Source organism: Pseudomonas nitroreducens (assembly GCF_024170165.1).
Taxonomy (GTDB): Bacteria; Pseudomonadota; Gammaproteobacteria; order Pseudomonadales; family Pseudomonadaceae; genus Pseudomonas; species Pseudomonas nitroreducens_C.
The window spans coordinates 1-13,234 of record NZ_JALJXP010000016.1 but is presented as its reverse complement, the minus strand read 5'-3'; the positions used below and the strand labels follow the sequence as shown (position 1 = coordinate 13,234).

Annotated in this window: 13 protein-coding genes; 10 read left to right on the top strand and 3 right to left on the bottom strand. The window is 68.0% G+C overall.

Annotated elements, in window-relative coordinates; genetic code table 11:
- Positions 1-6: 6 nt before the first annotated feature.
- The gene (locus J2T47_RS25480) at positions 7-609 is read right to left on the bottom strand and encodes a helix-turn-helix domain-containing protein (RefSeq protein WP_253453028.1); all 603 of its coding nucleotides are present in this window, start codon (positions 607-609) and stop codon (positions 7-9) included.
- A gap of 52 nt (positions 610-661) precedes the next feature.
- Between J2T47_RS25480 and rhtA the strand changes: the two genes are divergently transcribed.
- Positions 662-1,537, top strand: a complete 876-nt coding sequence (gene rhtA, locus J2T47_RS25475; RefSeq protein WP_253453026.1) for a threonine/homoserine exporter RhtA — start codon at positions 662-664, stop codon at positions 1,535-1,537.
- 56 nt (positions 1,538-1,593) lie between these two features.
- Here rhtA and J2T47_RS25470 read toward each other — a convergent pair whose 3' ends face one another.
- Positions 1,594-2,997: an MATE family efflux transporter gene (locus J2T47_RS25470; protein WP_253453024.1), complete on the bottom strand. Its 1,404-nt coding sequence runs from the start codon at positions 2,995-2,997 to the stop codon at positions 1,594-1,596.
- A gap of 143 nt (positions 2,998-3,140) precedes the next feature.
- Between J2T47_RS25470 and pdxB the strand changes: the two genes are divergently transcribed.
- Positions 3,141-4,289, top strand: a complete 1,149-nt coding sequence (pdxB, locus tag J2T47_RS25465) for a 4-phosphoerythronate dehydrogenase PdxB (protein ID WP_253453022.1) — start codon at positions 3,141-3,143, stop codon at positions 4,287-4,289.
- 29 nt (positions 4,290-4,318) lie between these two features.
- On the opposite strand, the gene J2T47_RS25460 is transcribed toward pdxB, so the two are convergent.
- Positions 4,319-4,492 (bottom strand): PA1571 family protein, encoded by a 174-nt coding sequence (locus tag J2T47_RS25460; RefSeq protein WP_253453020.1) that lies wholly within the window; start codon positions 4,490-4,492, stop codon positions 4,319-4,321.
- A gap of 246 nt (positions 4,493-4,738) precedes the next feature.
- Between J2T47_RS25460 and J2T47_RS25455 the strand changes: the two genes are divergently transcribed.
- From J2T47_RS25455 to ubiM, 8 genes are all read left to right on the top strand, one after another.
- A complete protein-coding gene (locus J2T47_RS25455) occupies positions 4,739-5,866 on the top strand; it encodes an ATP-NAD kinase family protein (RefSeq protein ID WP_253453018.1) in 1,128 nt (375 codons plus the stop codon).
- Between the two features lie 84 nt (positions 5,867-5,950).
- Positions 5,951-6,352: a GFA family protein gene (locus J2T47_RS25450; protein WP_253453017.1), complete on the top strand. Its 402-nt coding sequence runs from the start codon at positions 5,951-5,953 to the stop codon at positions 6,350-6,352.
- A 49-nt stretch (positions 6,353-6,401) separates the two neighbouring features.
- A complete protein-coding gene (locus tag J2T47_RS25445; protein WP_253453015.1) occupies positions 6,402-7,517 on the top strand; it encodes a saccharopine dehydrogenase family protein in 1,116 nt (371 codons plus the stop codon).
- Positions 7,518-7,703: 186 nt separating this feature from the next.
- Entirely contained in the window at positions 7,704-8,261 is a 558-nt protein-coding gene (gene msuE, locus J2T47_RS25440) for an FMN reductase (RefSeq protein ID WP_253453013.1), read from the top strand.
- A gap of 10 nt (positions 8,262-8,271) precedes the next feature.
- Positions 8,272-9,417, top strand: coding sequence for an FMNH2-dependent alkanesulfonate monooxygenase (gene ssuD / locus J2T47_RS25435; protein WP_253453011.1), 1,146 nt, complete (start codon positions 8,272-8,274; stop codon positions 9,415-9,417).
- A gap of 72 nt (positions 9,418-9,489) precedes the next feature.
- The gene (locus tag J2T47_RS25430) at positions 9,490-10,695 is read left to right on the top strand and encodes an acyl-CoA dehydrogenase family protein (RefSeq protein ID WP_253453009.1); all 1,206 of its coding nucleotides are present in this window, start codon (positions 9,490-9,492) and stop codon (positions 10,693-10,695) included.
- On the top strand, positions 10,692-11,810 hold the full coding sequence (locus tag J2T47_RS25425; protein ID WP_253453008.1) for a sigma-54 interaction domain-containing protein: 1,119 nt from the start codon (positions 10,692-10,694) through the stop codon (positions 11,808-11,810). Before J2T47_RS25430 ends, J2T47_RS25425 begins: the two co-directional genes overlap by 4 nt.
- A gap of 123 nt (positions 11,811-11,933) precedes the next feature.
- Positions 11,934-13,106 (top strand): 5-demethoxyubiquinol-8 5-hydroxylase UbiM, encoded by a 1,173-nt coding sequence (ubiM, locus tag J2T47_RS25420; protein ID WP_253453006.1) that lies wholly within the window; start codon positions 11,934-11,936, stop codon positions 13,104-13,106.
- Positions 13,107-13,234 lie beyond the last annotated feature (128 nt).

Here is a 13,234-nt window from a genome sequence, read left to right as displayed (position 1 = left end):
GAACCCTCAATTCACGACGTTCCGCACGAACCGCACTAGTACAGCCCCATGGTTCTGGTAGGAAAATGGCTGGTTGCTCTTGAACACATGGAATCCACCAGCGTCGACCTCCACGGTCTCGTCGGCAAGGACGATGGTCAGCCGGCCTTCGATGACATAGGCCATGTCGTACCAGCCCTCGGCGTCGGGCTCGGCGTTGTAGCGGTCGCCGGGGGCGAGGGTCCAGTGCCAGAGTTCGGCCTGGCGCGTGGCCGGGGTGCTGGCGAGGAGGGTGCCGCGGCTGTCGGCCTGCTCGCCGCCCCAGGCGACGGCATCCACACGGGACAAGCCGCCGGTGGATGGCGGCCGAACCAGGTCGGCGAAGGTGACTTGCAGGGCCGCGGCGATACGGTCGAGGGTGGCGAGGCTGACGTTGGTGTCGCCGCTCTCGATACCGACCAGCATCCTGCGGCTGACGCCCGAGGCCTTGGCCAGCGCGTCCTGGCTCAGGCCGGCGCCGCGGCGGTGGGTCTTCACGTTGTCGGCGACATGCACCAGCACGCTGGGGCGTTCGGAAGGAGTGGGCAGTATATTGCTCATTCTGGCCTTTTTGCGCATTATGTTGCGCATAACAGTCAACCAAGAAATCCCAACCGTTGCAACGCCTGTTCAGGTCCGCATCATGCCTCGCTCTCGCTTCCTTTCCACTGTCTTCCCCATCCTTATCCTGATCGTGTCCATGGCCTCGATCCAGACCGGTGCCTCGGTCGCCAAGAGCCTGTTCCCGGTGCTCGGCGCCGAAGGCGTGACTTCCATGCGCCTGATCTTCGCCGCGATCCTCCTGCTGGCGATCCTGCGTCCGTGGCGCACCTCGCTGCGCGGCAAGCCGCTCAAGCCGCTGTTCATCTATGGCGTGACCCTGGGCCTGATGAACCTGACCTTCTACATGGCGCTGCAGACCATCCCGCTGGGGGTCGCGGTGGCGCTGGAGTTCACCGGGCCGCTGGCGGTGGCGCTGTATTATTCGCGCAAGCCGCTCGACTTCCTGTGGATCGCCATCGCTGTGGTAGGCCTCGGCCTGCTGCTGCCCATCGCCGACTTCGGCCACGGCATCGATCCGAAGGGCGCCGCACTGGCGCTGGGAGCGGGTGTCTGCTGGGGGCTGTACATCATCTTCGGCCAACGTGCCGGCAATGACCTGGGCGCCCAGGGCGCGGCGCTGGGCATCAGCATCGCGGCGATCTGCGTGGCGCCGATCGGCTTCGCGCACAGTGGCATGGCGCTGTTCGATGTCAGTCTGTTTCCGGCGCTGCTGGGCGTGGCGGTGCTCTCCAGCGCCTTGCCCTACACCCTGGAAATGATCGCACTGACCCGCCTGCCGGCGCGTACCTTCGGCACCCTGATGAGCATCGAGCCGGCGTTCGGCGCGCTGTCCGGCCTGGTGTTCCTCGGTGAGCAGCTGACTTCGCACCAGTGGATCGCCATCGGCGCGATCATCGTCGCTTCGGTGGGCACGACGCTCAGCAGTCGGCCGAAACCGGCGCTGGTCACCGACTGATCCTCAAAGCGCTACGAAAAAGCCGCCCTCGGGCGGCTTTTCTGCATCCTGCGGATTTACGCCGCCGTGCGCATCTCGTTCAGCACGATCTGCCGCCTGGCGCTGCGCGACAGACGGATGCACAGCATTACCGCGGCACAGGTCAGGCCGACGATCAGGCCTTCCCACAGGCCGCGTGGGCCGGTGGGTTCCTGCAGCCAGTGGGTGAGACCCAGGCTGTAGCCCACCGGCAGGCCGATGCCCCAGTAGGCGAACAGGGTCATGATCATGGTCGCGCGGGTGTCCTGGTAGCCACGCAGGGCTCCGGCGGCGGTGACCTGCACGGCATCGGAGAACTGGAACAGCGCCGAGAACACCAGCAGCGTGGCGGCCAGCGCCAGCACTTCCGGGTCTTGCGTATAGAGCCCGGCGATGTGTTCGCGCATCAGCAGCATGCCGCTGGCGGAGACGCAGGCGTAGGCCAGCGCCGCGCCCATGCCCACGCCCGCGGCGAAGCGCGCATCGCGCGGGGCACCGGCGCCCAGGGACTGGCCGACGCGGACGGTCACGGCCATCGCCAGCGAGTAGGGGATCATGAACACCAGTGCGCTGAAGTTCAGCGCCACCTGGTGGCCCGCTACCACCTTCTCGCCCAGTTCACCGATCAGCAAGGCGATCACCGAGAAGATGCTCGACTCGGCGAACACCGCGATGCCAATCGGCAGGCCGACCGCCACCAGGCTGCCGATCACCTTCGGCTGTGGCAGCTCCCAGTGGCGGAACAGCTCGCTGGGTTTGTAGACCTTGGCCCAGTTCACCCAGACCAGCATGCCCAGCAGCATGAACCACATCACCGAGCCGGTGGCCCAACCGCAGCCGGGGCCGCCCAGGGCCGGGAAACCGAGGTGGCCGTAGATCAGCACATAGTTGATCGGGATGTTCAGCATCAGCCCGCAGATGCCCAGCACCATGCTCGGCCGGGTGCGCCCCAGGCCGTCGCTGAAACAGCGCAGCACGTGGTACAGCGCCACTGCCGGCAGGCCGCAGGCGATGCCGCGCAGATAGAAGCAACTCGGCTCGATCAGCGCCTCCTCGACCTTCATCGCCCGCAGCACCGGCTCGGAGAGCAGCCACAGCGTCGCCCCCGCCAGCGGGCCGACCAGCAACGCCAGCCACAGTGCCTGGCGCACCAGCGGGCCGGTGCCGGCCTGATCGCCCGCGCCGTAGCGCTGGGCCACCTTGGCGGTGGTCGCGAGCAGGGTGCCGGTCATCAGCAGGAAGATCGGAATCCAGATCGAGTTGCCCAGCGCCACCGCGGCCAGGTCGCGCGGCCCCACGCTGCCAGCCATTACCGCATCGACGAAGCCCATGGCGGTGGTCGCCAGCTGGGCGATCATGATGGGCGCTGCGAGGGTCAGCAGTTCCTTGAGTTCGGTGGCGGTGCGCCGTCCGCGGGAGACGGGCTGGGTGAGGCTGGTCACGGCTTTCCTTGGCAGAAGAAATGGGCGGGAAGCCGGCCAGTTTAAGGGCTGTCCGCCCGGTCAGCAAAGCCCGGTGTGTGTGGCGCGGGACCGCGCGCAACGGCGCTGGTAAAGTAGCCGGTGCCGATTTCTGGAGTCAGCCCATGCGTATCCTTGCCGATGAAAACATTCCCCTGGTCGAAGCCTTCTTCGGCGCCCACGGCGACATCCGCCGCCTGCCGGGGCGCGGCATCGACCGCGCCGCCCTGGGCGACGCCGAAGTCCTGCTGGTGCGCTCGGTGACCGACGTCAGCCGCGAGCTGCTCGAAGGCAGCCAGGTGAAGTTCGTCGGCACCTGCACCATTGGCACCGATCACCTGGACCTCGATTACTTTGCCGAGGCCGGCATCGCTTGGTCCAGCGCGCCGGGCTGCAATGCCCGCGGTGTGGTGGACTGGGTGCTGGGCAGCCTGCTGGCCCTGGCGGAAGTGCACGGTGCGAGGCTTTCCGAACGCCGTTATGGCGTGATCGGCGCGGGGCAGGTGGGTGGTCGTCTGGTGGATGTGCTGCGCGGGCTGGGCTGGGACGTGCGCGTCTGCGACCCGCCGCGCGCCGCCGCCGAAGGGGGTGATTTCCGCAGCCTGGAAGAAGTGCTGCGCGAGTGCGACGTGATCAGCCTGCACACGCCATTGACCCGCGATGGCGAAAACCCGACGCGCCACCTGATCGACGCGCAGCGTTTGAAGGCGCTGCGCCCCGGCACCTGGCTGATCAACGCCAGCCGTGGCGGTGTGGTCGACAACACGGCGCTGCGCATCCACCTCGAATCCGGCGCGGATATCGACGTCGCGCTGGACGTCTGGGAAGGCGAACCGGAAGTGAACGTGCAACTGGCCCAGCGTTGCCGCATCGCCACCCCGCACATCGCCGGCTACAGCCTGGACGGCAAACTGCGCGGCACAGCGCAGATCTACGAGGCCTTCTGCGCCTGGCAGCAGTGCGCGCCGGCCGTCGATCTCGACGACCTGCTGCCCGCGCAATGGCTGGCCGAACTGAGCCTGAAGGAAGAGTGCGACCCGGACTGGGCGCTGGCGATGCTCTGCCGCGCGGTGTACGACCCGCGCAGCGATGACGCCAATTTCCGTCGCAGTCTGATCGGGGACACCCAGACCCGGCGGGCGGCCTTCGACGCGCTGCGCAAGCACTACCCGCCGCGCCGGGAAATCACCGGCCTGTGGGTCGACATCCAGGGCGATTCGCCGCGCCTGGAAAGCCTGCTGACCGCGCTGGGCGCCAACCGGGTCGGGGAGTAGGGCGGACGCGCTGCCGCGCTTTGCTTCGCTTAGCGGCGCGGCGGTTCGCAGGTCTTGTCGAGTTCCTGGCAGGCGCGCTGGATCATGTCTTCGGTAATCGGGACTTCACGGCCCTGGGCATCGATGATCGAACCGCCGACCGGCTGCTGAGGCTGGCGCGGAGTGGGACGGGGGGCGGATTGCTGGTGGGTTTGCAGGCTCATGGCCAATCTCCTCTACATCAGGTTCGTTGCAGTCTAGGCAGATCAGATGAAACCCCGGTGACAGAGGCGCGCAGGGCGGCGCCGAATATCCGTCACCGAAGACAGACGACAGGATCGCTCGCAGATTGCGTGCCAATCGCGAGGTCCCCGGTCGTTTGCTTGTCGTTATAGTGGTGGAGTTGCCGCTTCCCTGGTCCGACCCGGCCTTGCGCCGGTGGTTCGAAGAAGTTTCCCTCGAGGTTGAGTATGGACAGGATTCGCATAGGGCTGATCATCAATCCGCTGGCCGGTATTGGCGGCCCGACTGCGCTCAAGGGCAGCGATGGCGTGGCCGACCTGGCGCTGGCGCGCGGCGCCGAACCACGGGCGGCGGAACGCACGCGTGTTGCCCTGGAGCACCTGCTGGCGGTGCGCGAGCGCCTGGAGTTCCTCACCTTTCCCGGCCCCATGGGCGCCGACCTGCTGGCGGAGATGGGCTTTGCCCATCGCCTGGTGGGTGCCCTGGAAGCGGAGCAGAGCAGCGCGGCGGATACCCGTCACGCCGTGCAGGCGCTGCAGGAGGCCGGCGTGGCACTGATCCTCTTCGCCGGTGGCGACGGCACCGCGCGCGACGTGGCCGAGGTGGCCCGCGAAGGCCAGCCGGTGCTGGGCATCCCCGCCGGGGTGAAGATCCACTCCGGGGTCTACACCATCAGCCCGCGCGCCGCCGGGGAACTGGCGCGGCGCCTGGTGGACGGTGGCCTGGTGCGCCTCACCCAGGGCGAGGTGCGCGACCTCGACGAAGCCGCGCTGCGCGAAGGCCGTGTCGCCGCGCGCTGGTACGCCGAGCTGACGGTGCCCGAGGAAGGCCATTTCATGCAGCACGTGAAACAGGCCGGCATGGAGACCGAGGAACTGGTGCTCGCCGATCTCGCCGCCTGGCTTGAGGACAGCTGGGAGGACGATGTGCGTTACGTCATCGGTCCCGGCTCGACGCTGCACGGGCTGGCCGCCGACCTGCACCTGGAGACCACGCTGCTGGGTGTCGATGTCATCGAGAACGGTGAGGTGATCGCCCGCGATGTCACCGAGGCGCAGCTGTTCGACCTGGTCGACGGGCACCCGGCCTTCCTGCTGGTGACTGCCATCGGCGGGCAGGGTCACATCCTCGGCCGTGGCAACCAGCAGATCAGCCCGCGCGTGCTGCGCGCGATCGGCATCGAGCGGCTGCGGGTGATCGCCACCAAGCGCAAGCTGGGCACCCTCGACGGCCGTCCGCTGCTGGTCGACAGCGGCGACGCCGCGCTGGATGCCAGCTTTCCGGCGGCGGTGCGGGTGTGGGCCGGCTACAAGGAAGAACTGCTGTATCCGCTGGGCTGGGGCGCAGATGTCTGAAATCCATCCCTGCGCACGGTGGTACTTGTCGGCAAGGCTGTTCTAGACTCCTTCGCTTCGTGAACCCGGGCGGGAGAGCAGGGCATGCAGTCGGGCGGTTGTCTGTGCGGTGCGGTGCGCTACGAGATCAGCGGCGAGCTGGCGCCGATCCAGGTCTGTCATTGCAGCCAGTGCCGCAAGGCGCAGGGGGGGCCGTTCGCCACCAACCTCCCGGTGGAGCGCTCGGCATTCCACCTGCTCAGCGGCGCCTCCGAGCTGGCCGAATACCGCGCCACGCCTGGCAAGAAACGGGTGTTCTGCCGAACCTGCGGCTCGCCGATCTACAGCGCCCGCGATGCACTGCCGGAAACTTTGCGGGTGCGTGCGGGAACCCTGGACGAGCCCGTGCAGACAAAGCTCGAAGCGCATTACTACGTGGCGTCCCGTGCCAGCTGGTGGCCGTTGGACGACCATCTGCCGCGCCATGAGGGTGCGAAGCCGGGATGAAGGAGCTGGCATGGCCAGCAGCAGTCAGGGAGCAACAGGGTCAGTGGGAATGGAACGGAATTTTCGTGTGCTGGTACTGGGCGGTTACGGCAACTTCGGCAGCCTGATCGTGCGGCGCCTGAGCGGTATCGACGGCATCCGCGTGCTGGTGGGTGGGCGTGACCAGCGCCGCGCCAATGAACTGGCTGCGCAGGTGGGCGGCGAGCCGGTGTGCCTGGACATGAACCAGCCGACGCTGGCCGGCCGCCTCAATGAGCTGAAGGTGGACATGGTCATTTCCACCGCCGGCCCCTTCCAGGGCCAGGACTACCGCGTGGCCCGCGCCGCCATCGGAGCCCGCGCGCATTACGTCGACCTGGCCGACGCCCGCCAGTTCGTCTGCGGCATCCAGGAGCTCGACCGCGCCGCGCGCAGCGCCGGGGTGCTGGTCTGCAGCGGCGCCAGTTCAGTCCCGGCGCTGGCCGCCTCGGTGATCGACGAGTTGCTGCCGCGCTTCCAGCGCCTGGACAGCATCCACCACGGCATCAGTTCCTCGGCGAAGATTCCCGGGCAGGCCACGGTGTCCGCCGTGCTGGGCTACTGCGGCAAGCCGTTGCGCCAGTGGCGCCAGGGCCGCTGGCAGGACGTGCACGGCTGGCAGGGGCTCAATCGCCACCGCTTCCCCAAACCGCTGGGGCAGCGCTGGCTGGCCCACTGCGATGTGCCCGACCTCGACCTGTTTCCCCAGCGCTATCCCGGCGTGCAGGACGTGCGCTTCTCCGCCGGCCTCGGCCTGAGCCTCACCCAGTTCGGCACCTGGGGCCTGTCGTGGCTGGTGCGCGCCGGGCTGGTGAAAGATGCCGCGCGCCTGGGCGCCGGCCTGCATCGCATGGCCGTGGCGATGCAGCCATTGGGCGACGGGCGCAGCGGCATGTTCGTCCACCTGCAGGGTGTCGATGGCGACGGCAGACCCCTGGCGTTGTGCTGGGAAATCCTCGCGCAGCAGGACCACGGCCCGAACATTCCCTGCATGGCGGCGGTGGCGCTGGCGCGCAAGCTGGCCGCCGGGCAGCTGCGCCAGCGCGGCGCGACTGCGTGCATCGGTCTGCTCAGCACAGGCGAATACCTGGCCGAACTGGAAGGGCTGAATATCTCCCATGGTCTGCGCGAGATGCCTGCGCATTGATGGCGGGGTGTTGCCCAGCCAACAGTCGATCAGCAGCACTGTTGCCTGGGTGACACGCAAAGCCGGAAAAACCGGCTGAAGTGCCCGTAAATCGCACATTTCCTTGTTGTTACGCCCCTTTCAGGGGTTGGTACGGCCCTTGCTCAAGGCCTCTGTACCTAGCGCAACAGTCAACAGGGAAAACCCATGACCAGCCCCATCAAAGTGGTCGCCGTCTCCGGCGGCACCTATCGCCCCTCGCGCACCCTGGTGCTCACCCAGGCGGTGCTCGACGCCCTCGGCGAGCAGCTTCCGGTAGACGCCCGAATCATCGAACTGGCCGACATCGCCCGCCCACTGGGTGCCGCGCTGTCGCGCCAGGAGCTCTCCGCCGAGCTGGAAGCCACCCTGCGCGAGATCGAAAGCGCCGACCTGCTGGTAGTCGCTTCGCCGGTCTACCGCGGCTCCTATCCGGGCCTGCTCAAGCATCTGTTCGATCTGGTGGACATGAACGCCCTGATCGACACGCCGGTGTTGCTCGCCGCCACCGGTGGCAGCGAGCGCCACGCTCTGGTCCTCGACCATCAGCTGCGCCCGCTGTTCAGCTTCTTCCAGTCGATCACGCTGCCGATTGGCGTGTATGCCAGCGAAGCGGATTTCGCCAACTACCAGATCACCAGCGACACCTTGCGCGCCCGCATCCAGTTGGCCGCCGAGCGCGCCACGCCGCTGTTCGTCCGCCCGCCACTGCGCAAGACCGCCTGAGGAGCCATCGATGAACGTTTTCTGGTTTCTGCCCACCCATGGCGACGGTCACTTCCTCGGCACCAGCGAAGGCGCGCGCCCGGTGTCGCTGCCGTATCTCAGGCAGATCGCCCAGGCCGCCGATTCCCTCGGCTACTACGGCGTGCTGATTCCCACCGGCCGCTCCTGCGAGGATTCCTGGGTGGTCGCCTCGGCCCTGGCGCCGCTCACCGAGCGCCTGCGCTACCTGGTGGCGATCCGTCCGGGGATCATCTCGCCGACCGTTTCCGCGCGCATGGCCGCGACCCTGGATCGCCTCTCCGGCGGGCGGCTGCTGATCAACGTGGTCACCGGCGGCGACCCGGATGAAAACCGTGGCGACGGCATCCACCTCAGCCACGCCGAGCGCTACGAAGTCACCGACGAATTCCTGCGCATCTGGCGCCGCGTGCTGCAGGGCGAGTCCGTGGACTTCGCCGGGAAGCACCTGCAGGTGGAGAACGCCAAGGCGCTCTATCCGCCGCTCCAGAAGCCCTATCCGCCGCTGTATTTCGGCGGTTCCTCGACCGAGGCGCACGATCTGGCCGCCGAACAGGTGGACGTCTACCTGACCTGGGGCGAGCCGCCGCAGGCGGTCGCGCAGAAGATTGCCGACGTGCGCGAGAAGGCCGTGAAGCAGGGCCGCAGCGTGAAGTTCGGCATCCGCCTGCACGTGATCGTCCGCGAGACCGCCGAGGAAGCCTGGCAGGCCGCCGACAGGCTGATCGCCAACATCTCCGACGAGACCATCAGCAATGCACAGAAGTCCTTCGCCCGCTTCGACTCCGAAGGCCAGCGGCGCATGGCTGCGCTGCACGGCGGTCGCCGCGACCAGCTGGAGATCTACCCCAACCTCTGGGCTGGTGTCGGCCTGGTCCGTGGCGGCGCCGGCACCGCGCTGGTAGGCGATCCGCAGCAGGTGGCCGAACGTATCAAGGAATACGCGGATCTGGGCATCGACAGCTTCATCTTCTCCGGCTACCCGCACCTGGAAGAGGCCTACCGCTTCGCCGAGCTGGTCTTCCCTTTGCTCCCCGAGCCCTATGCGAGCCTGGCCGGGCAAGGTGTGACCAACCTCACCGGGCCCTTCGGCGAAATGATCGCCAACGACGTGCTGCCCGGCCGCAAGGCCGGCTGATCCGGCGATCCACGTCCCGACTTGCCGGGCACCGGCCCGGCTTGCCCTGAACAGACTCAAGAGGAAGCGAGCGTGAACGCCAAGACGCGTCTCGACGCACAGACACCCGGGCAGTTCGATACGACTCCCCGACAGATAGCCCAGCGACTGGCCGCCGGTTTCGCCGAAACCGCCGCCGAGCGCGACATCCGTGGCGGCACGCCGAAGGCCGAGCGCGACGCGTTGCGCCAGAGCGGCCTGCTGTCGCTGATCATCCCCACCGAGTACGGTGGCCTGGGCGCCGACTGGAGCACCACGCTGGACATCGTCCGCCAGTTCGCCGTGGTCGACAGTTCCATCGCCCACGTGTTCGGTTTCCAGCACCTGATGCTGGCGACCGTACGCCTGTTCTCCCGCCCCGAGCAGTGGCAGCCGTGGTTCGAGCTGACCGCGCGCAACCAATGGTTCTGGGGCAACGCGCTGAACCCGCTGGACACCCGCACCCTGTCGCGCAGCTTCGCCGGCTGGCGCGAGTTCTCCGGGCGCAAGAGCTTCTGCTCCGGCGCGCTGGACTCGGAAATGCTCATCGCCTCGGCGCTGGACGGCGAGGGCGGCAAGCTGCTGATCGCCGCCATTCCCACCGCGCGCAGCGGCATCAGCCTGGCCCACGACTGGGACAACATGGGCCAGCGTCAGACCGACAGCGGCAGCGCCACCTTCGAGCGCGTGCGGGTGGAGGAGAGCGAGCTGCTGCTCGACCCGGGCCCGCTGAGCACACCGTTCGCCTGCCTGCGCCCGCTGATTGCCCAACTGATCTTCTCCCACGTGTTCCTCGGCATCGCCGAAGGCGCGTTCGAGGAGGCGCGGCAGTACACGCTCAAGGAAGCCCGTCCGTGGTTCCGCGCCAGCGTCCCCACGGTCGCGGAAGACCCCTACGTGCTCGCGCATTACGGCGAGTTCTGGGTTGGCCTGGAGAGCACCCGCCTGCTGGTGCGTCGTGCTGCGCAACTGCTCGATGAAGCCTGGAGCAAAGGCGCAGCGCTGGACGCCGAGGAACGCGGGCGGCTCGCCGTGGCCATCGCCACCGCCAAGGTCGCGGCGACCCGCAACGGCCTGGACATCTGCAACCGCCTGTTCGAAGTCACCGGCGCGCGCTCTACCCATGCCGCACTGCGCATCGACCGCTACTGGCGCAACCTGCGCACCCAGACCCTGCACGACCCGGTGGACTACAAGGTCCGCGAGCTGGGCGACTGGGCGCTGAACCAGCAACTGCCGCAACCGACCTTCTACTCATGAACGCGACCACCCCCGAGGGTCTGCTGACCCTGCCCAAGTCCCCGGCGCTGGCCACCTCCATCCGCGCCACGGCCCAGGTTTTCGAGGACCCGAAATCCCAGGCACTGCTCGATCACCTGCAGCAGGTCGCACCCAGCGAGGCCAGCGTGCTGATCATCGGCGAGACCGGCACCGGCAAGGAGCTGGTGGCGCGGCACATCCACAACCTCAGCGCGCGGCGCAGCGGGCCGTTCGTGGCAGTAAACTGCGGGGCCTTCTCCGAATCCCTGGTGGAGGCCGAACTGTTCGGCCACGAGAAGGGCGCCTTCACCGGCGCGCTGGCGGCCAAGGCCGGCTGGTTCGAGGAGGCTAACGGCGGCACGCTGTTCCTCGACGAGATCGGCGACCTGCCGATGCCGATCCAGGTCAAGCTGCTGCGCGTGCTGCAGGAGCGCGAGGTGGTGCGCCTGGGCTCGCGCAAGAGCATCCCGATCAACGTGCGCGTGCTGGCGGCCACCAACGTGCAGCTGGAGAAGGCGATCAACGCCGGGCACTTCCGCGAGGACCTCTACTACCGCCTCAACGTGGTCAGCCTGGAGCTGTCGCCATTGCGCGAGCGGCCCGGCGATATCCTCCCGCTGACCCGCCACTTCATCGCCGAGTACAGCCGGCGCCTGGGCTACGGGCAGAGCCAGCTGAGCGCCGAGGCCGCGCAGAAGCTGCGCAGCTATTCCTGGCCGGGAAACATCCGTGAGCTGGAAAACGTCATCCACCATACCCTGCTGATCTGCCGCGACGGCGTGGTGCGGGCGGAGGACCTGCACCTGTCCAACCTGCGTATCGAACGCAGCGAAGAACCACGGCTGGAGTCCCTCGGCGCCGAGCAGATACTCCGGCAGGCGTTCCAGCGGCTGTTCGAGGAGCAGGGCGGCAACCTGCATGCGCGGGTGGAGGATGCGCTGCTGCGCGCGGCTTATCGCTTCTGCCATTGCAACCAGGTGCACACCGCCAACCTGCTCGGCCTCAGCCGCAACGTCACGCGCACGCGGCTGATCGAGATTGGCGAGCTGGTGGTGAACAAGCGCCGGGGCGCGACGGCGATCGATCCGCAGCGGGGCGTGCGGCTGTCGATCTAGGTCGTTGCAAGGGCCCCGTCTATTTGGAGGTATTCGCCGCGGGCCACTGATCCATGGCAACGAAACGGGCCAGTGGCCAGCCTAGACTCCGGGACCGCCCATCCCTCGCGAAAGGAGTCTCCCATGCACGTGGACATCGCCATCGTCGGCGCCGGCCCCGCCGGACTTTGCCTGGCCCGCTCGCTGTCGGGCAACGGCCTGTCGATCCTGCTGATCGACCGCCAGCCGCTGACTGCCGTGGCCGAGCCCGCCGAGGACGGCCGCGAGATCGCCCTGACCCACGCCTCCCGCGCCGAGCTGCAGCGCCTGGGCATGTGGTCGCGGATCGATCCCGAGGAAGTCTCGCCTTTGCGCGATGCCCAGGTGCTCAATGGCCCCTCGCTGTTCACCCTGCGCATCGAGGCCGAGCAGGCCGGCGCCGAGCAGCTGGGATACTTCGTGTCCAACCAGATGATCCGCCGTGCCGCCTTCGACGCGGTGCACGAGTGCGCGGACGTCTCGCTGGTCTGCGGTCGTGCCCTGCGCACGTTGCAGGTGCAGCAGGACGGTGTGTCGCTGACCCTGGACGACGACAGCCGCGTCCACGCGCGCCTGCTGGTGGCGGCCGACAGCCGCTTCTCCGAGACCCGCCGCATGCTCGGCATCGGCGCGCACATGGAAGACTTCGGCAAGACCATGATGGTCTGCCGCATGGCCCACGAAAAACCGCACCACAACGTCGCCTGGGAATGGTTCGGCTACGGCCAGACCCTGGCGCTGCTGCCGATCAACGGCGACCGCTCTTCGGTGGTGCTGACCCTGCCGCAGCGCGAGATGGCGCCGCTGCTGGAACTGGACGAGAAGGCCTTCGCCCGGGAGATGGAGCGCCGCTTCGACCGCCGGCTGGGGGGCATGCAACTGCTCGGCCCGCGCCACAGCTACCCGCTGGTGGGCGTGTACTCGGACCGTTTCGTCGGCCCGCGCAGCGCACTGATCGGAGATGCCGCCGTCGGCATGCATCCGGTCACCGCCCACGGTTTCAACTTCGGCCTGCAGAGCCAGCGCCGGCTGGCCAATGAAATCCTCGCGACCCATCGTCGTGGCGGCGATATCGGCGGCACCTGGCCGCTGCGCCGCTATGCCATGGCCCATCGCCTGGCGACCTGGCCGCTGTACCAGGCCACCCGGCTGATCGTCGGCATGTACACCGACCCGCGCCCGCCGGTGCGCCTGCTGCGCAACGCCGGCCTGCGCCTGGCGCAGAACCTGCCGCCGCTGCGCACGGCGATTGCCCGACACCTGACGCAGGGCGCCTAAGCAACGCTCCCTGTAGGAGCGCGCCATGCGCGCGATCGCGGGCATGGCCCGCTTGTATGGCGTTAGGGTAGGAACCTGTCGGGGGTGGAGGGACAAGACCCGCTTCTGCAAGCCAGACGGTAGGAGAC

Bases quoted from the DNA above. Each gene is read 5' to 3' on its own strand.
- J2T47_RS25480 (WP_253453028.1), bottom strand. From the start codon at position 609: ATGCGCAACATAATGCGCAAAAAGGCCAGAATGAGCAATATACTGCCC.
- rhtA (WP_253453026.1), top strand. From the start codon at position 662: ATGCCTCGCTCTCGCTTCCTTTCCACTGTCTTCCCCATCCTTATCCTG.
- pdxB (WP_253453022.1), top strand. From the start codon at position 3,141: ATGCGTATCCTTGCCGATGAAAACATTCCCCTGGTCGAAGCCTTCTTC.
- J2T47_RS25460 (WP_253453020.1), bottom strand. From the start codon at position 4,492: ATGAGCCTGCAAACCCACCAGCAATCCGCCCCCCGTCCCACTCCGCGC.
- J2T47_RS25455 (WP_253453018.1), top strand. From the start codon at position 4,739: ATGGACAGGATTCGCATAGGGCTGATCATCAATCCGCTGGCCGGTATT.
- J2T47_RS25450 (WP_253453017.1), top strand. From the start codon at position 5,951: ATGCAGTCGGGCGGTTGTCTGTGCGGTGCGGTGCGCTACGAGATCAGC.
- J2T47_RS25445 (WP_253453015.1), top strand. From the start codon at position 6,402: ATGGAACGGAATTTTCGTGTGCTGGTACTGGGCGGTTACGGCAACTTC.
- msuE (WP_253453013.1), top strand. From the start codon at position 7,704: ATGACCAGCCCCATCAAAGTGGTCGCCGTCTCCGGCGGCACCTATCGC.
- ssuD (WP_253453011.1), top strand. From the start codon at position 8,272: ATGAACGTTTTCTGGTTTCTGCCCACCCATGGCGACGGTCACTTCCTC.
- J2T47_RS25425 (WP_253453008.1), top strand. From the start codon at position 10,692: ATGAACGCGACCACCCCCGAGGGTCTGCTGACCCTGCCCAAGTCCCCG.
- ubiM (WP_253453006.1), top strand. From the start codon at position 11,934: ATGCACGTGGACATCGCCATCGTCGGCGCCGGCCCCGCCGGACTTTGC.